Source organism: Rheinheimera sp. UJ51, from assembly GCF_020819615.1.
GTDB classification, from domain to species: Bacteria; Pseudomonadota; Gammaproteobacteria; order Enterobacterales; family Alteromonadaceae; genus Alishewanella; species Alishewanella maricola.
Genome location: NZ_JAJHOG010000003.1, coordinates 123,668 through 143,264, shown reverse-complemented (window position 1 = coordinate 143,264; position 19,597 = coordinate 123,668). Strand labels below are relative to the sequence as shown.

The following is a 19,597-nucleotide window of genomic DNA, read 5'->3' as shown; positions in this document are numbered from 1 at the left end:
AGAATTTTAGAATGGATTAATGGCAAAGCCTTGCTGTTGCAATAGCGCGTGAGCCGTCATCGCAGAAAGCGCCATATTCACACCGGGTAGCAAGTCAGCATTACTGATGCCATTAGCGGCAGCACTTTGTCCACAAAGGTAAAATTTGACTCCCTTTTCCTGTAGTTGTGCGATAGCAGTGGCGCTGCTATTTTTTAGTCCATCTTTATTGGCGGCAAAAAACTTTGGGTTTGTCATCTCTAAAGAGGCACTGCCATGCACTACCACGGCCAGCTGAATATTTTCTAAAGGCACACCCGCTGCGACATGCATATTGATAAATCGAGCCGCACTTTCTATCGACCGATTTAACTTGCCTGGTTCTGCAGCTTTAGCGACGTCGAAAGCCAGCTTAAATACCGTATTGACTGGCACCGGCTCAGTTTGTTGCACGGGTGCTGTCGGCCCGAAATCGTTAAACACGGGGCCGGTTTTAAAATTGTCCAGTTGCGCAGCTAAGGCATTTTCAGTGCAAAGCAATAAGGGTATTAATAAAAGAAAACGGTGTATTTGCATGGTAGTGTCCAACGATTGTTTATAAAGACTATACCTAGCACCCGCGTAATCAACAAGCCTAAAGAACATCAGTTTAAGCCAGTGAGCGCCCAACATTGAGCTATTAGTCAAACGAAAAAACCGCTTTCAATGCGTTATCCAATACTTGCCGGAACCGTCTGCATCTAAAGTTCTATTGGCCAAGCGGTTAACTGTTGAACGGTTTTTTAAAATCAACATGCAAGGCCTGCCCCTGTGGTTTCAAACAACTCTGTGACCGAGATCAATAAACCTTTTTTAATTTAAGCCTATACTTATCAGGGTAAGACAGTAATTAATCGCATAAGGAAATAATATGACGCTTGAAAAACATAGCTTTCTCAGTGAGTTTCCCGATCATCACCATACTATTCGCCATTTAAAGATGCACGACCGGCACTTTGCCAAGTTATTTGATGAATACAACGACTTAGATCACGAAGTATTTAGTATTGAATCTGCCGGTACCCCTACTACGGATGACAATTTAGAGCAGAAAAAAATGCGCCGTGTACAGCTTAAAGACTCGCTGCTTGCCATGGTAAAAAAAGAAGAAGCCGCGCAATAACACCAAGCCAAATAATCTTATTAACCACAGCTACGTTTAACAAAAAATGTAGCTGTGGTTTTTCCATCTGCCACTAAACTAGCCGTTTACGCAGCGGCTAATTGGCTTTAGCGATATGGATAGGCGCTGCCCCAAAGGTTTGTTTAAACACCCGGCTAAAGTGGCTTGGGTTATTAAAGCCTAACTGATAACACACTTGGCTTATCCGCTCGCCAGTTTGCAGTAACCGATAAGCCTGTTGTAAGCGCAATTGCTGCTGCCACTGCGCTGGGGTTACCCCAAAAGCTAATTTAAACTGCTGATAAAATTTACTGCGGCTCATGCAAGCAATTTTGCATAACGTTTCAATTTGAATATCTTCGCTTAGGTGTTGCTCAATATAGTTCAGCACATTACCCAGCGGTGTTGTTTGGTTGTTTTGCTTACAACTGGCCAACAGTAATTCGCGGCTTTGCTGCTGTAATAAACGGGTAATCAATTCGTTTAGCGACAATTCAATTAAATAGTCACGGTGCTGCTCGTTTTCACTGAACAGCGTGATCATTTTTTCCAGTAACTGCTGCGTTTGCGAATTATGCTGGCCGTGTACCAGCTTCGGCACATAATGAAAAAAATCGCTATTGCTAATTTCTTGTTTGAAATTCAGCGCATCGGCCACGTTACGGATTTTATCGGTACTGATTTCAATGGCAAGGCAGGTGGTGGGTTGTTGCAATGATGCCTCAGGAAAGTCGATAAGTACCTTTTGCCCGGGCGCCAGCACAAAAGATTGATGCGGTAAAAACGCGCTGTGGTATTGGCAGTCGGCGACATGCATCACTTTTTTGCCCGTTAGCATACCGCAAAATAATAACTCACTAGAGTGTAACGCCACCTGCTGCGCATCTTGATAAGTGTCATAAATACTGAGTTCAGCATGTTCACCAGCAAAGCTCACTTTGTTTTCAACAAGCACATTAATGCGTTGGCGTTTTTGGGTGAGTACCGATGTTGTCATAGTCTCCCTCAGTTTGGACAAATAGACAAAAAGTCTGGACTAGCAAGCAAGCGTGCTGAATACACCTGCGCTAATGTGAACTTATGGCGGCTAAAAAACAATAACTTCCCGCCAGATTTAGTTAATTACTAAACTATTTAGACAAAGGATAGACTATGATTTATGCAAATCCAGGTACAGCGGGTGCCTTAGTTAACTTTAAAGCGCAATATGGTAACTATATTGGTGGTAAATGGGTCGCCCCCATTAAAGGCCAGTATTTTGATAACAAAAGCCCGGTAAACGGCAAGGTGTTTTGCCAGATCCCACGTTCGAGTAAAGAAGATATCGAATTAGCGCTCGACAAAGCGCATCTCGCTAAAGCCGCTTGGGGCAGTACCTCTGTAGCGGCACGCAGTAACATTTTACTGAAGATTGCCGATCGTATGGAGCAAAACTTAGAGATGTTAGCCGTCGCAGAATCTTGGGATAACGGCAAAGCCATTCGTGAAACCCTAGCCGCCGATATACCGCTGGCAATTGATCATTTTCGTTATTTTGCCGGCTGTATACGCGCCCAAGAAGGCAGTATTGGTGAGATTGACGAAACCACTGTGGCCTACCATTTCCATGAACCACTGGGCGTGGTTGGCCAAATTATTCCGTGGAACTTCCCAATTTTAATGGCCGCATGGAAACTCGGGCCAGCACTGGCGGCCGGTAACTGTGTCATTTTAAAACCTGCCGAGCAAACGCCCGCCTCTATTTTAGTGTTAATGGAATTAATCGGCGACTTACTGCCAGCCGGGGTGCTGAATGTGGTAAACGGCTTTGGCAAAGAAGCCGGTGAAGCCCTGGCAACCAGCAGCCGTATTGCCAAAATTGCGTTTACTGGCTCTACGCCTGTTGGCTCACACATTTTAAAGTGTGCAGCAGAAAATATTATTCCGTCTACCGTTGAGCTTGGCGGTAAATCACCAAATATCTTTTTTAACGATGTGATGGATAAAGACGATTCATTTCTTAGCAAAGCGATTGAAGGTGCGGTGCTGGCCTACTTTAACCAAGGTGAAGTTTGTACTTGCCCGTCACGACTGTTTATTCAAGAAGATATTTACGAGCAATTTATTGCGCGGATTTTAGAGCGCACGCTACAAATTAAGCGCGGCAACCCACTGGATAGCGAAACCATGGTGGGCGCTCAAGCCTCCCAAGCGCAGTTTGATAAAATTTTAAGTTACATTGAAATCGGCAAAAAAGAAGGCGCACAGGTGCTGACCGGCGGTCAGGTTGAGCAACTAAGTGACGACTTAAACGGCGGCTATTATATTCAGCCCACCATCTTAAAAGGCACTAACGATATGCGGGTATTCCAAGAAGAAATTTTTGGCCCAGTGATTTCGATGTCAACCTTTAAAGATGAAGCCGAAGCCCTGCAGCTGGCTAACAGTTCAGAATTTGGCTTAGGCGCTGGGGTTTGGACGCGCAATATGAATCGCGCCTATCACTTTGGCCGTAAAATTGAAGCCGGTCGGGTGTGGACGAACTGCTACCATATGTATCCGGCGCACGCGGCCTTTGGTGGCTATAAGAAATCCGGTATTGGCCGAGAAACCCACAAACTGGCACTGAATCATTATCAGCAAACCAAAAACTTATTGGTCAGTTACAGTGAAGATCCGTTAGGTTTCTTCTAACCTAAGCGTTTGCAAACCTGATAAAACCTATAGTGTTACAGGTGAATATCCGCCCTCAGTGCAGGGCGGATGTCGCATTGCTTAAGCATGTAAATTAGCTTAGCGCAGGTCTTTAACGGGTAAAGGATAAACACTAAGCACAAAGTGATTAACGAAAAACCGGCATCAAGTCATACCGGTTTTTATGCTATAGCGCTTATCGCACACTCCTGAATCAGCGCATCACTGCCGATTACTCAGATACACTGGAATAATCGCCACCGACTCGGGGGCCGTTACCGCAAAACTGGCGTTGGCAGCAATATTACCACCGGCACTGTTCAAGATATTATCAAAGCGTAACACGCGGTTATTCGACTTTTCGGCAACATAAAGATGCGCACCGCTATACATAATATCAACCGGATTACCGAGTAAGGTATTCGCGCCACTGATATTAACGGCTATGTTGGTTAAACCATCAGCACTGCTGGCATTATTTAGAATATAAATTTTACCATCGGTGGCATCGGCCGCACTGCCCACATCAGAGACCATTAACGCATCACTGGCAAAATCATAATCAATACCATGTAAATTGGTTGGCGCTGCCACAGCAACACCGGAGACCGCGGGGGTGATCATACGATCTGCAGTGCTAATGACACTGCTACCCGCTAGCCATTTCGCTCTAACTTGATTAAACACCGCAACACTGCCATTGGTTAATGCGACAAAAGCACGATCTGTGGTGGGATCATAATCAACATCCCACGGTTGCGCCGGGGCGGTGTTTAAGGTTAATAGTGGCGCGGCATTACCGCTAGCACAGGCTGAATAAATGAATACGCCGGGTGTTGCCGCATTATTTTCAGCCACAAAAATCAAACCTGAGGCAGAATCAACATCTAAGCCTTTGGGTGAAATTAAGCCCGTGTTACTTCCGGTAATGATCCGATCTTGCGACGCAGAATATTGCTCGCCTAAGCGCATAGTCGCGACACGGTTAGAAATCACAATGCCACCGCTAGTCGCCGTATCAAAAGTGGTGTAGCTGTCACCTGCCAAATCAAAGGTGACGCTTTCAATATTTTGTAGCGCATTATATTGGCCTAAGTTACTGGTTAAAGGCGCATTTAATCGGCTTATTTGCCCTGTTGTCGGGCCTGTTACCGCGGGATTACTGGATACCGCAACGCCGAGTAACACCGCAGCACTGCTGATATCCGAAATATCGGCGTCTTGGCGCGAAGCGGTCAGTTCAACCAATGCTTCAGGTTTAATGGCGCTGGTTGTTAAATCAGGCGCAATATCACCGCTTGCACCTGCAAAAATATTGGCGTACACCAAAATGGCATCATTGGCTTTTTCGGCAATGCGTAATTCGCTGCCCGATAAAATAATATCTACCGGATTACCCAGTTTAGTTGCGGGGCCTTTAATGACTCGGCTGGGCACAACATTACCATCGACCATTGATATGTTATTAAGTACAAAAATTGCGCCATCGGTGGCATCGGAGGCACTGCCAACATCCGAAAGGACCATTTTGTCAGATAAACGATCGTAGGCAATCCCATGTAAATTAATCGACTGTTTAGCCCCATTGCTATCAACCGGGGTGATATTGCGCGTTGGCATCGCGGCATAGTTGCTTGCAACATAATTATCGTAAACCGACAATACGCCATTTGTTAGCGCCACATACAGCCTATCGTTATTGTCATCGTAAAACAGATCCCACGGCATCGCATCGGTGGTGGTGGTAGCTAACGGCGCGACATTCCCCGCCGCGGCGCCGCCATATACGGTCACTTGCATTGCGGTTTGATCGGCAATAAACACTAAACCACGCATCTGAGAATAGGCAATTCCTTTGGGATTAACTAAACCGGTTGTCGCACCGGTAATTTCCCGATCACGATTTAGGTTAAACGCAGCGCTATCAGCACGTTGTGCTATCTGACAAAAGGTTTTAAGGCTACCGTTCATGCTGTCACCGGCTTGCACTAAATTGCCCAGCGGATCAAGCGCCAGCCCTTCATTATTTAAGCCCGTTAAACGTTTCAGCATAGCGGCATTTTGATTAACCACATCCACGGTATTGCGGTTATCCGTGCCATTGTTAGCGATAAGAAAATTAGCGGCGGCGAAACCGGGCTGGCCATTGTTACCTATGGGGCCAGGCTGGCCTGGTTGCCCTGTGGCGCCCATTTCACCGGGTGCACCATCATCACCATTACAACCCGATAAAGCCAATAACATGGCTAAAGCTAATGCGCTTAATGCTAAAGGCCCTGTCGGCCGAACTAATTTTGATGTTGTCATGACGTTGTCCTTACGTTTATCAACTGAGTTTGATGAGTGGCATAGCTATTGGCTTTGCTGCTAAATACTCATCTTCAATTGCAGTAACGACCCACTTGAATAATTAGATGCAACTATTTGCGTATTTTTTATCAATGAAATCGGCAATTTAAAACCTGTTTAATATCAGTATGTTTGTTGACAATTCGCACCTGGCCTTTATTCGCGATACTATAAGTAATTGCTTTAAGAACACTGTACTTACACGTTAAGGAGCCATTTTGAGTGAGCATAACACCACGAATTGGCTGCCACCTCAGCAGCAAAATCATCAGAATGCCGAACGACAAGTCGGGGTTGAATTAGAATTTGCTGGCTGCCAGCCTGAATCGATTGTCGATTGTATTACCGCAAGTTTCGGCGGTAAGGTAATTAAACACTCGATCTTCAACTACCAGATCAAAGACAGCCGTGTAGGTGATTTTCGGCTGGAACTCGATGCTGAACTCTTGCAAAAGATCGTTGCGACAGAAGAGAGTGCGCAGCAAAGCAGTGCTATTTATCAAGCGGCCGAGCAATTATTGAAATCGGCAGCAGAGCAACTGGTGCCTTGGGAAGTGGTCACGCCACCGCTCAACGTCGGTCAGTTGGCTGAATTGAATACCCTCTTTTATTGTTTACGCGAAAATGGCGCGGTCGGCACACGCAAAGCCGCACGTTATGCCTTCGGTTTACACTTAAACCCCGATCTGCCTGATCTTCAGGTGACAACCTTAGTCAGGTATCTGCAAGCCTACATGTGTTTGTATGATTATATTTATGCTAAAGAGAACATCGACCTCGTGCGCAAGCTTACGCCCTATATCGATAACTTTAACAAAGACTATATTCTTAAGGTGGTAGACCCACAGTATCAACCTGATTTAGATAGCTTTATTCGCGACTATATGGCTTACAACCCCAGCCGAAATCGCAGTTTAGATTTACTACCATTAATTGCGCACATCGATGAAAAATGGGTAGACACGCATCCAGAGCGCGCCTTAATCAAGGCTCGGCCCACCTTGCATTACCGCTTACCCAACTGCGATATTGATAACCCGAATTGGGATCTATCTAAACCCTGGCAGCGCTGGCTTAAAGTTGAACAACTGGCGGATCAACCCAAACTGCTAGCACAATTTATCGATGAGTTTCGTGCCGACTATCAACGCTTGACGCGCGATCTTGATAAAAAATGGCTAACCCGCAGTACAGAATTACTGCAAAGGTTAGGCTAACGCAATGATGAAAAACGCAACCAAACCGCTTATCGCGGTAACTGGCCCACGTAAACGCTTTCCCATTGGTTGGTGGGCTATCCGTTTTAATCTATGGCTGGTGGGCTTGCGCGGTATTTATCTTTACCCTGGAGGGCCAGAGCTGAACCAGCCGATCAGCGGGCTGATTATTAGTGGTGGCGATGATATTCATCCTGAGCATTATGGTGAGGGTGCACGCGAAACCAGCCGTTATGACCCCGCTCGCGATAAACTGGAAATGACCCTGCTTGAACAATATCTCGATTCGGGGCTGCCCATTCTCGGCATTTGTCGCGGCGCACAGCTGCTTAATATTGTGGCGAACGGCTCGTTACATGCCGATATCCGCCCTGATCGCCAGAAAACCCCCAATGCCTACACCGCATTACCGGTTAAAGAGGTCACGGTGGCACAGAATAGCCAACTGAGCCATTGTGTCTCGCCCAGCCGCTTTAGTGTCAATAGCCTGCATAACCAAGCGGTTAAACGCTTAGGCGATAACCTGATTATTACCGCCAGAGATGCCGATGGTTTTGTGCAAGCGATTGAGCATAAGCATCGATTTGTGGTGGGCGTGCAATGGCATCCCGAGTATTTACCCTATCTGCCCGCACAACGTGAGCTGTTTCGCTGCTTTGCGCGGGCGGTAACGCGTTTTAGCAAAGGCAACAAGGCAAATTAAACAAATAATAAAGGGGATGTCTGCCATCCCCTTTCGCCTTACTGCACTTTCGTTTTAAAGATTATAACGCGCTATTGATGCTGCTGATTAAGCTGTTAATACGTTCAGCATTTTTACCAACATCACTTCTGCCGACGCGTGATTTACTGCGAATATCCAATAAGCGCATCTCGCCGTTATCCACCACGCGAATAATCACATCATCTTTAAAGCCGAACCATGCCGTGGTGTGCGTCGCTTCGATAATACCGGCTGCGCGGTCAACATTGACGATTTCCATGCCGTAGCTTTTCACTGCGGCTTCGGCTGCAGCAAACACTTGCTCAAGGCTTTGGGAATATTGCTGGGTCGCCAGCTCAGGATAGGCAACACGTTGCTGCTCGGCCGTTTCTTCGCCAGCATACGCGACCGGGTTGGGGGCATCTGCCCGCAACGGAGCAATGGCAATAAACTCAGGTGGATTGACTAAGTCGGTCGAGATATCATGAATAGGCGGTACTGAACGCGCTTTATTCAATAAACTGACGGGCACTGCCACCGCAAATAGGGCCAACAATGCTGAAGCAGCGGCTAAACCCCAATTACTATTTTTACGTTTCAGCACTAAGTACACTAATAACAGTACTAGGGCTGCGCCTCCCACATAGACACCATAACGCAAGCCAGCAAAAGCCGTGCTCAGCGCAAACAGGCCATATTTATATAACAGGCCAGGCAACACTACCATTAAAAAGGCAACGAAACTGACCAGAATCACTAAGATGTTCATACCGTGTATCCTATTATTGTTTTAGCTGTTGATGAAATACCAGCAGTTAATACTAGCAGGGATCGCATCTGGACTTATGTTAATCTTATAAACTTAGGCTTTAATCGGTAAAAGACGTTTTTAGCCACTTTGCGCCAAGCGCTATGTGGCGAAGCCTAGGCTTGAGCCAGCGCAAGGCAGCTTAACTAAAAACCTCTTAAAATCAGCAAAATATGCGATGAATAATTGCGACTAAGCAGTTATTCTGTGCAAAAAAGTTGCTATAGTGTGTTTGACTAACCTTTAGGATTATTGCCAACGATGGATAGCTCGCTAGAACGCGATGAACGAATTCTGATTATTGACGAACAAGCCTTGTCACAGAGTTATTTACGCTATGCGTTAGAAAAGTTGAGCTATCAAGATATTACGGTGGCCGATCGGCCGCAACTTGCCCTTACCCTATGTCGAGAAAATCATTACGATCTGATTATTTGCTCTTACAACCAAGGTGAAGGCAAAGACGGTTACCAGCTATACGAAGAACTGAAATTTAATGGCTTACAAAAATACACCACCGGTGTCATTTTTATCAGTGCTGAAACTGATCCTACCCTTGTGCACAGTGTTATTGAACTGCAACCCGACGAGTTTTTAGCAAAACCTTTTGCCATTAAAGACTTGCAGGTGCGTATCGAGCGGGTCTTAAAACGTAAAGAACAACTTCGCCAACTCTATCAATTATTAGATGCGCAAAACCATGATGCCGCTCTAAGCTTTATTGATGAGCAACTGTCTGATGCCAACCAGCGCAAGTGGTTTCCGTTATTATTAAAGCTCAAGGGCGATATTTTATTAAACTTGGCGCGTTATAAAGAGGCCGAGCAGTACTTTCAAGCGATGCTGGCGATCCAACCCTTTAACTGGGCGCGCATGGGCTTGGTGCGCTGCTATTTAAAACTGGATAAAGAGTCGCAGGCTTTTAGTGAATTAGAAGCGATGCTGATGCGTTCAGACAGCCGCTTATTTGCTTTAGATCTGCTTGCCGAATTAGAGTTTAAACAAAAACGTTATCAAGAAGCGCAGCAGCATCTGATTGATGCCGCTGATTTAGCACCACGCAATTTATTACGCCAACAAAAGCTGTTTCATATGTCGCGGTTAAATCATGATTATGAAACGCAATACCGTGCGGCAAAAGACATGGTTAAATTTGCACGGTTTTCAATTTTCGAACAGCCCGACTTGTATCTCAATTTGGCCAGAGCCAGCATTGATTTTGCGCTGAGCAGTGAAGATGAAGAACAGAACGTGCGTTTAAATCGCCAAGCTACCCAGAGCTTAGTCAGTTTACAAAAACAGTTTAATAAGCATGAACTGTCTGAGCAGCAACATATCATTCAAGCGCGGTTGCATTATTTACAAGATAATAAAGAAAAGGCCAAAGCCTTACTGCGTAGTTTAAAAGTCGATACGCCCATTCATTCGTTAGAAGATGCGCTGGATAAAGCTAAAGCGATGCATGAAGTAGGCTTAACTGAAAATGCCGAACATTTGTTTGAGCAGATCAGTGATTATTGTCTGAAAAACCAAGCGGATCCGATGTTAAATGCTTATTTACAACAAGAAAAAGACGAGCGCAAACAAATGCAACTGGGCCCACGCGAACTCAACAACAGTGCGGTGCAGTTATATCAACGTGGACATTGGGAGCAGGCATTCGCCGCGTTCTCATTAGCCCATCAGGTGATGCCTAGAAATGCGGGTATTGCGTTAAACTTGTGGCAAACTATTCTGACTTCACCGCGGCCGTTGTGCCCGATAAAAGAGCAAAATAAGTTATTACGTCAGTGCCAGCGAATTATTGAGCAAGCGATGTTAAAACCCGATCAGCAACAGCGCTATGATCAACTTAAACATAAACTGACACCGGCCGCTAATCTTTAGTAACCGGTAACGGCCACTCCCGAAACACCTCTGGTAAGGTACGCGAGCGACACAGCCAGGCAAAGCCTAGCCCTAGCCCTACTACGGTAAACAAACGCCATGGGGCATCTAAAATGGCATCGGCCGGCAGATCATACAGCGTATAGGCCAGATCAGCACCACAACAAAGCAGTAAAATGGGTAAACCAAAACGCCAGACATGCCGCCAGCCGGCATGACGTTTATCACTGCGCTGCGACAAGGCGGCAACAACCAGTAAAACGGGTAACGCCAATAAGCAGGCAATCAGAAAATCTTGCTGCTGCGGATAAAACAGTTTCAACATGTCTTTTTGCTGCGCAGGTACGGTTAATACCAAGACCCAACTCAGATAAGGCCGCAGCAATAAAATCAGTAACCAATATAAACGCATCGGTACAGGGACTAAACCGTATTTATCTAATAATGGCCACTCTTTCATCAGCAGCCTCGCCAACACAACATCGCCATTACTTGCCCACACTGCAAATAAAGATTACGCATCGACAAGCCCATGTTGCTGAAACAATTGCAGCATAGCAGCTTCATCCCACACGGGCACATTGAGCTCATTGGCTTTTACCAGTTTCGAACCGGCATTGTCTCCGGCAACCACCGCATGTGTTTTGGCAGAAACCGAGCCCGAGACCTTGGCACCTAAGCGTTGCAATAACGCTTTTGCTTCATCGCGGCCCATGCTTTGTAAGGTTCCGGTCAGCACCACGGTTTGCCCCGCTAAGGGCTGCTCCGTTGCTGCAACTTTGCTCATGGCAGGCCAGTGCACACCTTGGGCCAGCAGATCGGCTACTACGGCCTGATTATGTGGCTCAGCAAAGAAATGGCCCAGATGCTCTGCCACTACTGAACCGACATCACTGACCGCCAATAATTGCTCGTTGCTCGCTTGCGCTAAGGCATCTAAGGATGCAAAGTGCGTGGCTAAATTCAGCGCAGTGGCCTCACCGACTTCACGGATGCCTAAGGCATAAATAAAGCGCGCTAGGGTCGTGGTTTTAGCCTGCTTAATCGCCTGCAACAGCTTTAATGCTGACTTTTCGGCCATCCGCTCTAAACCCAGCAAAGACGGCATATCTAAGGCAAAAATATCGGCCGGTGCTTTCACCAGTGCATGATCGACTAATTGTTCCACGAGCTTATCGCCAAGACCGTCAATATCCAGCGCTTTGCGCGACACAAAGTGCTTTAACGATTCTTTTAGCTGTGCCTGACAACTTAAACCGCCGCTACAACGTGCCACGGCTTCACCACTGACGCGTTCGATATGCGCCTGACAAACTGGACAACGGCTTGGGAATTGCACCGGCACAGTATGCTCAGGCCGCTGCTCTAACACCACACCGACAATTTGTGGGATCACATCTCCCGCCCGGCGAATAATCACTTTGTCACCGATTTGCACACCAAGACGGTTAATCTCATCCTGATTATGCAAGGTCGCATTACTGACGGTAACGCCGCCCACCGACACCGGTTCAAGTCTGGCAACAGGCGTAATGGCACCGGTGCGGCCAACTTGAAAATCGACATCCAGTAAGGTGGTTAGCATTTCTTGGGCTGGAAACTTAAAAGCAATGGCCCAGCGCGGTGCTCGCGCAACAAAACCCAGAGCCTGTTGCTGCGCTAAGTTACTGACTTTAATCACCACGCCATCAATTTCATAAGCCAACTCGGCACGTCGCGTTAAGATCTGCTGATAATAATCCAGCACCGCCGACTCACCCGTCACTAACTGAATTTCCGGACAGACCGGTAAGCCCCACTGTTTTAATTGCTGCAAACGCTGATAATGACAAGCACTATCTAAAAGCTGTGTCGGATCTTCAACTTGCCCAACGGCATAGGCGTAAAACATCAGTGGTCGAGTGGCAGTGATGGCCGGATCTAACTGGCGTAAGCTGCCAGCAGCGGCATTACGTGGGTTGGCAAATAACTTATCACCGCGTTGCCGTGCCTGTTCATTTAAGCGGGCAAACCCCGCAAGCGGCATAAACACCTCACCCCGCACTTCAAGCACTGCCGGGATCGACTCGCCTTTTAGCTGTAATGGAATGGCTCTAATGGTTCTGATATTGCTAGTAATATCCTCGCCGGTATAACCATCACCGCGTGTTGCTGCTTGTACTAACTGACCGTTTTCGTAGCGAATACTCACCGCTAAACCATCCAGTTTTGGCTCACAACAAAAGCTAAACTCACCGCTAAGATCCAGTCTGTCACGCATGCGCTTGGTAAAGGCGCTCAGATCTTCGGCGGCAAAGGCATTGTCTAAAGATAGCATCGGTAAGCGATGCTGTACCTGCGAAAACTTCGCCAAGGGTGCACCGCCCACCCGCTGTGTCGGTGAGTCTTGGGTAATGAATTCAGGGAACTGTTGCTCTAGCTGTTGCAGCTCACGATACAGACGATCATATTCCGCATCAGGGACGGTCGGTGCATCCAGCACATAATATTGATAATTATAGTCTGCCAGTTGTTGGCGGATAGCAGCACATTGCTGTTCAGCTGTTGGTTTCATAAGCGGGCTTAACTCTCGACGAAAAACGGCAGGTAAGTACCTGCCGTTAGGGTATTCGATATCAACTTAACGATGGATCAAACGCTGCCGTTGGAACTCACGGATCCGTTCAACATAATGTCGTACCGTTTGTACTGTTAATACACTACGTTGACCATCTAACACCTGACCACCAAATTCTTCTGCTAATTTTTTTGCAGCGTTATTCATTAAGTTAAAGTTTTGCAATGGCTCACCTGGCCCTGGCAAGGTCATAAATAAACTTAAACCACGGGTCGACAGTTGTTCCATTTTATCCAGGGCAAAGGTCCCCGGATTAAACATATTGGCTAGGCTAAATAATACTTCGCCATTACCGGCACTGTCTTGATGACGATGGAAAATATCCATATCACCGTATTTAAAACCTAAAGGCGTTAAGGCTGACAGTAATTCTTGGCCTTGGATCTCTTTGTTTTCGGGTAACAGCACGTACAAAATCAACACTTCTGATGACGACGCTTCAGACTCGCTGGCACTGCTACTGCTGTGAGCACTGTCTGTCGCAACCTCGCTCTCGTAATCAAAGTCATCGACAGCGGATACGCTCGGCTCTGCTTGCTCTATGGCTGAAAAATTTAAACTCGGCTCTTTTGGCTCACTAAATAAATCGTTTTGCTCTGCTGGGCGCTGCACATCAATAGGCCGACTCTGTGGTTTAGGCTCTGGTCGAGGCGTATTAAAACGCTTTAACTCTACCGGTTTTTTAGCCGCAGCCGCCCCTTTAACCACTCGTACAGGGCCCACGCCTAACTCATCAAAGCCTTCAGCCGTGTCATCCTTGGTATTTTCTTCTGGATGATAACGGTGTTGCGTTTTCGAGCTGTTTTTACGCACCGTCCATAAGCCATGTAAAAATAAGCCGCCCAATACCAGGGCACCTAAAATAATTAAAACCATACGCAAGTCGCTAGCCATTTCTTATACCTTTCACTGTTCTTAGGCTACTGCCAGCTTGACAGCATCGTCTACATCAACCGCCACCACTCGAGAGACGCCGGGTTCCTGCATAGTCACCCCCATTAATTGCGCGGCCATTTCCATCGCAATTTTATTGTGGCTGATGTAGATAAATTGTACCGTTTCAGACATCTCGCGCACCAAATTACAAAATCGACCCACATTGGCATCGTCTAATGGTGCATCGACCTCATCCAGCATACAAAATGGTGCAGGATTAAGCCTGAAGATTGAAAATACTAATGATAAAGCGGTTAACGCTTTTTCACCACCGGATAATAAATGAATTGTACTGTTTTTTTTACCCGGCGGTCGCGCCATGATACTCACACCGGTTTCCAGTAAGTCTTCATCGGTTAAATCTAAGTAAGCGCTACCGCCACCAAAGACTTTAGGAAACAATTGTTGCAACCCTTGGTTGACCTGTTCAAAGGTCTCTTTAAAGCGTTGCCGTGTTTCCCGATCAATTTTTCGCATTGCTGTTTCCAGCGTATCGAGTGCCGCAATTAAATCGGCATGTTGTTCATCTAAATACTGTTTGCGCTCAGCTTGTTGCTGATATTCCTCTATCGCCGCTAAATTAATAGCGCCAAGTCGGGATACCGCATCAACGGTTTTATCCAGTTGCTGCTGCCATACGGACTCTTGCGCGTCTGCCGGTAAATCCGCTAACACACTTTTTAAGATGACTTGCTGTTCTCGCAAGAGTTCCAACATATTGTTAGCACGAACTCGGTAACCCTCAGCATCTAAGCGCAACGACTCCAGTTTCTTTTGCTGTTGCGCGACTAAGTGCACTATACCTGATTGACCTTGCTCTAGGGCACGAATTTGTTGCTCAATCGTCGATAAATGCTCATTCGCCTGTTGCAAAGCCTGCTCAGCATCCACATGCAAGCCTAAATTTTCCTGCAACTGTGCTTGTAACAGCTCGCTTGGATCGGCTTGTTGCTGCAGTTGTGTGGTTAACGCATCAATTTGCGATTGTAATTGTTGCTGTTGCTCATGGGCACGATTGAGATTCTGGGCAAGGCTTTGCTGCTGACGCTGACAAAGCGTTTGCTGCATTTGTTGCTCTAGTAATTGTTGGCGTAACCGCTCGCTTTGCCCACGTAAATGACTTTCTTGCTGCCGAGCCTGTTGCACGGCCTGCTCAAACTCTACTTGCTCAGCTTGTTGCTCACTTAATTGTTCAGCAACCACCTCTTGTTGATCGCGTAAAGGCTCGCTGCTAGCTGCAAGTAGCTCCAGCTCATCCTTTAACGCGGCGATGGTTTCAACGAATTGCTGCCGTTGCTGTTGTCGCTGCGCTAAAGCTTGTTGTTTTAACTGCACAGCGGTTTGCTGTTGCTGCCAAGCGGTTTTTTGCTGTTCTAATTGCTGCTGTAACGCCGTACATTGGCTATGTATGTCTTGCCAGCGCTGTTTTGCGGTTTGAGCCGTCGTCTCGGCCTCGGCCAGTGCAGCAGTTAATTTTTGCTGTTCAGCCATTAATTGCTGTAAACGCTCTTGGCGCAATAAAGCACTGTCGGCCGCATTGGCGCTGGGTAATTGCCCCCAGTTTTGTCCCAGCCAGATCCCTTGCGGGCAAATCACAGATTGCCCCGCAGCTAATTGGGTTTGCATCACTTTGGCCTGCGCCAACGACTCTGCAACTAAAATATGTTGAAAGCTTTCAGGATAAGGGCCGCTAAGCACCTGGGCGGCTAAGGTACCGGGCACGGCACTTTGCGCTGCAGCGTCTAAATAGGTTTGCGCTTCATTCTGAGCAGCACGGCCAATTTGCGCATGTTGTAACTCACCTAAAGCAAAGGCTACAGCGAGCGCCCAACCCTCGGCTAATTCCAACTGTTGTAAAACCTGCTGTGCTGAGCTCGGTAAAGATTGCTGGATCGCCGTGAGTCGCAGAGCTTCATTATGCACCAGCTGCCATTGATTTTGCAGTTGCTGCAGCTGCTGTTGTGTTTGCTCGCGTTGTTCGGCTGCAAGAGCTAAGGTACTTTGCAACGTTGCGAGTTGCGCACTGCTTTGAGTAACGGCGGAAGCCAGTACGGTTTCTTGTTCGGTTAACTGAGCTAACTCCAAGCTTAATGCTTGCTCGTCAATGGCTTCGAGCTGTGCTTGCTGCCGCTGCAATTGTGCTGATACTTGCTGTTGCTGCTGCGCGAGATGCTGTAACTGCATTATCAATTGTTGCTGTTGCTGACGTAAACTAAAACGTTGCTCTTGCCATTGTTCAAAGCGTTGTTGTTGCAGCTGTAACGCTTGTGAAGCCAACAGTAACTGCTCGTCAACTTCGGCTAATTGATCCTCTATCAGCGCTATCTGTGGCTCAAATTGCGTCAGTTGCGCCGTGTAATCGGCTAATAGCTGCTGATCAGCCTGTTGATGTTGGCTAAACTGCTGCAAGTTGTCTCGTTTTTGTTGGAGTTGGCTTTGCAAAAACTGCTGTTGCTGCTGCTGATTGACAAGTTGCTGCTCTAACTTACTGATACTGGCACCGAGCTGATAATATTGCTGCTGACAGCGCTCTTGCGAAGTGCGTGCCTCTACCGCCTGCTCTTTTAATTGCACTAAGATGCGCTGATCGCCTTGCTGGCTGGTTTCAAACTTAAGCAGTTCAGTTTCTTCTGCCGCCAGTTGTTGCTCAAGGCCGGTTAATTGCTGATTAAATGCTAACCATTTAATGGTTGTCACCTCAGCTTTTAATTTGCGCTCTTGCGCTTTCAGTTCTTTGTAACGCTCAGCGGTAGTGGCTTGGCGTTTTAACTTATCGATATTTTTGGCTAATTCATCACGCACATCGGCTAAACGATCTAAATTGTCGCGCGTATGCCGGATCCGATTCTCCGTTTCGCGCCGCCGCTCTTTGTATTTTGAAATCCCCGCCGCTTCTTCAATAAACACCCGTAACTCTTGCGGCTTAGATTCGATCAGCCGCGAGATCATGCCTTGTTCAATAATGGCGTAACTACGTGGCCCTAGCCCTGTGCCTAAAAAGATATCGGTAATATCACGACGACGACATTTACTGCCGTTTAAAAAGTAGCTGGATTGTGCATCGCGGGTGACCAAACGCTTTATGGCAATTTCGCTGCGATCGGCCATTTGACCGGCTAAGCGGCCTTGTGTGTTTTCAAAGACTAACTCTACAGACGCTTGAGCGACGGGTTTACGCTGGGCCGAGCCGTTAAAAATAACGTCGGTCATGGCATCGCCACGCAGATTCTTGGCCGAGCTTTCGCCCAGCACCCAGCGTACTGCATCAATAACATTTGATTTGCCACAGCCGTTAGGCCCAACCACCGCTGTCATCGCCTCAGGAAACGGCACAATGGTCGGATCGACAAAGGATTTAAAGCCGGCAAGTTTAATCTGTTTTAAGCGCATCCAGCCGTTGCGTTATTGTAATCATTGGATTTTTTCAATCTACCTAAATTCAACAGTACTGTCACTTGCTAATTCGGTTAACTGGGCGCGTTTGTAGGTTTTTCTGTCGCCAACGTTCGGCTTTTGCCATGACATCCACGGTACGCCGCTTTTTAGCCGGTGCAACGCTAACAATTACCACCGGTCGCGAGATGATCAGGTTATTTGGATAAATAATGCGCTCATTATCGGTGGTTTTCAGCACCGTATTGAATAAATGAATTTCTGCAATATCGCCCTCTAACGCATTATTACCATCAATAATGCGCACCTTACTGCCTTCAGCAAAGTCTTTTTGCCCCAGTAAGATAAAGAAAGCCGTAACGTTACTGATTAATGACCATGAAGCGAATAAGGCGACACCGGCTACCGCAATGATCGATGAAGCCAACACCAATAAGCCACGAATGTCGACGCCCCAAACGATGCTAAGCATCACCAGTAACACTAACAACAATAAGATATGAAAAACCACCAATGCCCGTTTATTCATGTCCGGACGCATCCGCCGGCCTTTTAGTAAGCCGTAAATAACTGGCACGAGACGGCGACTGATCACAATATAAGCCAGCACAGTCAAAACCGATAACCCTAGCTGGATGACGGTTGGATTTAAATAGCCGCTTAATTGCTGCAGCAAGTCGCTTTCAGCAATAATGGATTGCTCTACACTCATGCTTAATCCAAGTCATTCAATGGCCAGCTAACAATATAATCTTCGAACTTGTCCATATCGACCTGATCTTCGGAGATGGTTTTGTTGCGTACCGACATTTGTTTTTTATGCATTAAGCTTTTTTTACCGCCGTTAAGTAGCGGATGCCAAGACGGTAAGCCTCTGCCTTCATGTAAACGGCGGTAGGCACAACTGGTCGGCATAAAGAAAATATCTTTTAAATTATCTTTGGTGAGTTTGATACAGTCAGGCACCAGCACGGTGCGTTGCGTGTATTCAGTACATTCGCATTTATGACTGTTTAAATAGCGACAGGCGATATTACTGAAATGCACTTGCTCATCTTGATGCAACACTGCAGTAGGACCTTCGCTTTCGTCATCATCGATAAACTTATTCAAACAACATTTAGCACAGCCATCACACAAGGCTTCCCATTCTTCATTATTCATCTCGGCCAGCGGTTTGTGCTGCCAAAAATTCTCTGTTAAAGCCATTTATGCGGTTACCTGCGTTGTTACCGAGAAAAAATCAGCGAGCTCTAGCGTTAACACATCACCTTCTTGCAATGGCCCTACTCCTGCAGGCGTACCTGTTAGAACAACATCGCCGGGTAGCAAGGTAAAATGCTGGCTCATTTCGCTGATTAATTGATTAATGCCACGGATCATATTGGCGCTATTGCCTTGTTGGCGCAGCTGCTGGTTTACCGATAAGCTAAAATCTAATTGTTGCGGATGCTGCACTTGGTTTTTAGGAACAAAACCACTGAGCGGACAAGCACCATCAAAACCCTTGGCGATTTCCCAAGGACGACCCTGTTGCTTCAACTTGGCCTGCACTTGGCGCAGCGTCAAATCTAAAGCCAAACCGTAACCCCAGATTGCATCATTGACTGTGGCATAATCGGCTTTGCATAATCGGCTTTTAATCAATACCGCGATTTCGAGCTCGTTATGCACCTCGCCCTGCTGCTGCGGGATACTAAATTGCGGCGCTAATGGCACCAGCGCCGTGGCCGGTTTAATAAAAAACAAGGCTTCGGGAGCAGTGGTACTTTGCATTTCGGCGATATGGTCTTGATAATTTTGACCAATACACACCACCTTACCCACAGGTAAGGCGATATCGACGTTGGCCATTGTAAGATGTTGATACATA

The 19,597-nt window shown here is 46.8% G+C and carries 16 protein-coding genes; 5 read left to right on the top strand and 11 right to left on the bottom strand.

The genetic code is table 11. The features are described from left to right. Positions 1-6 precede the first annotated feature (6 nt). On the bottom strand, positions 7-555 hold the full coding sequence (locus LMJ53_RS04700; protein WP_229585032.1) for a DsrE family protein: 549 nt from the start codon (positions 553-555) through the stop codon (positions 7-9). Between the two features lie 334 nt (positions 556-889). On the opposite strand from LMJ53_RS04700, the gene LMJ53_RS04695 reads away from it, so the two are divergent. After that, positions 890-1,141 (top strand): YdcH family protein, encoded by a 252-nt coding sequence (locus tag LMJ53_RS04695; RefSeq protein WP_229585031.1) that lies wholly within the window; start codon positions 890-892, stop codon positions 1,139-1,141. Positions 1,142-1,238: 97 nt separating this feature from the next. Here LMJ53_RS04695 and LMJ53_RS04690 read toward each other — a convergent pair whose 3' ends face one another. Then, positions 1,239-2,138: an AraC family transcriptional regulator gene (locus tag LMJ53_RS04690; protein ID WP_229585030.1), complete on the bottom strand. Its 900-nt coding sequence runs from the start codon at positions 2,136-2,138 to the stop codon at positions 1,239-1,241. 155 nt (positions 2,139-2,293) lie between these two features. On the opposite strand from LMJ53_RS04690, the gene LMJ53_RS04685 reads away from it, so the two are divergent. Beyond that, positions 2,294-3,814: an aldehyde dehydrogenase family protein gene (locus LMJ53_RS04685; protein ID WP_229585029.1), complete on the top strand. Its 1,521-nt coding sequence runs from the start codon at positions 2,294-2,296 to the stop codon at positions 3,812-3,814. Between the two features lie 222 nt (positions 3,815-4,036). On the opposite strand, the gene LMJ53_RS04680 is transcribed toward LMJ53_RS04685, so the two are convergent. After that, positions 4,037-6,121 carry a collagen-like triple helix repeat-containing protein gene (locus LMJ53_RS04680; RefSeq protein WP_229585028.1) on the bottom strand — a complete coding sequence of 695 codons (2,085 nt, stop codon included), beginning with the start codon at positions 6,119-6,121 and terminating at the stop codon, positions 4,037-4,039. Positions 6,122-6,381: 260 nt separating this feature from the next. On the opposite strand from LMJ53_RS04680, the gene LMJ53_RS04675 reads away from it, so the two are divergent. Then, positions 6,382-7,380, top strand: coding sequence for an amidoligase family protein (locus LMJ53_RS04675; RefSeq protein ID WP_229585027.1), 999 nt, complete (start codon positions 6,382-6,384; stop codon positions 7,378-7,380). A 4-nt stretch (positions 7,381-7,384) separates the two neighbouring features. Then, the gene (locus LMJ53_RS04670) at positions 7,385-8,083 is read left to right on the top strand and encodes a gamma-glutamyl-gamma-aminobutyrate hydrolase family protein (RefSeq protein WP_229585026.1); all 699 of its coding nucleotides are present in this window, start codon (positions 7,385-7,387) and stop codon (positions 8,081-8,083) included. A 61-nt stretch (positions 8,084-8,144) separates the two neighbouring features. Here the strand turns inward: LMJ53_RS04670 and LMJ53_RS04665 are convergent, their stop codons facing one another. Further along, positions 8,145-8,852 (bottom strand): DUF1499 domain-containing protein, encoded by a 708-nt coding sequence (locus tag LMJ53_RS04665; RefSeq protein WP_229585025.1) that lies wholly within the window; start codon positions 8,850-8,852, stop codon positions 8,145-8,147. Between the two features lie 300 nt (positions 8,853-9,152). Here LMJ53_RS04665 and LMJ53_RS04660 point away from each other — a divergent pair, with 300 nt between their 5' ends. Then, on the top strand, positions 9,153-10,778 hold the full coding sequence (locus LMJ53_RS04660) for a response regulator (protein ID WP_229585024.1): 1,626 nt from the start codon (positions 9,153-9,155) through the stop codon (positions 10,776-10,778). Here LMJ53_RS04660 and LMJ53_RS04655 read toward each other — a convergent pair. From LMJ53_RS04655 to LMJ53_RS04625, 7 genes are all read right to left on the bottom strand, one after another. Beyond that, positions 10,768-11,238 (bottom strand): DUF2919 family protein, encoded by a 471-nt coding sequence (locus LMJ53_RS04655; protein WP_229585023.1) that lies wholly within the window; start codon positions 11,236-11,238, stop codon positions 10,768-10,770. The two genes, LMJ53_RS04660 and LMJ53_RS04655, sit on opposite strands and share 11 nt — an antisense overlap. A gap of 54 nt (positions 11,239-11,292) precedes the next feature. Next, positions 11,293-13,332, bottom strand: a complete 2,040-nt coding sequence (gene ligA, locus LMJ53_RS04650; RefSeq protein ID WP_229585022.1) for an NAD-dependent DNA ligase LigA — start codon at positions 13,330-13,332, stop codon at positions 11,293-11,295. Between the two features lie 66 nt (positions 13,333-13,398). Further along, entirely contained in the window at positions 13,399-14,289 is an 891-nt protein-coding gene (gene zipA, locus LMJ53_RS04645) for a cell division protein ZipA (RefSeq protein ID WP_229585021.1), read from the bottom strand. A gap of 21 nt (positions 14,290-14,310) precedes the next feature. Next, positions 14,311-17,721, bottom strand: a complete 3,411-nt coding sequence (locus tag LMJ53_RS04640) for an AAA family ATPase (RefSeq protein WP_229585020.1) — start codon at positions 17,719-17,721, stop codon at positions 14,311-14,313. A 61-nt stretch (positions 17,722-17,782) separates the two neighbouring features. Beyond that, a complete protein-coding gene (locus tag LMJ53_RS04635) occupies positions 17,783-18,436 on the bottom strand; it encodes a mechanosensitive ion channel domain-containing protein (protein ID WP_229585019.1) in 654 nt (217 codons plus the stop codon). A gap of 2 nt (positions 18,437-18,438) precedes the next feature. After that, positions 18,439-18,933 carry a YcgN family cysteine cluster protein gene (locus LMJ53_RS04630; RefSeq protein WP_226749897.1) on the bottom strand — a complete coding sequence of 165 codons (495 nt, stop codon included), beginning with the start codon at positions 18,931-18,933 and terminating at the stop codon, positions 18,439-18,441. Further along, complete coding sequence (locus LMJ53_RS04625) at positions 18,934-19,596, bottom strand: fumarylacetoacetate hydrolase family protein (protein WP_229585018.1); 663 nt, start codon at positions 19,594-19,596, stop codon at positions 18,934-18,936. Between the last annotated feature and the right edge of the window lies 1 nt (position 19,597).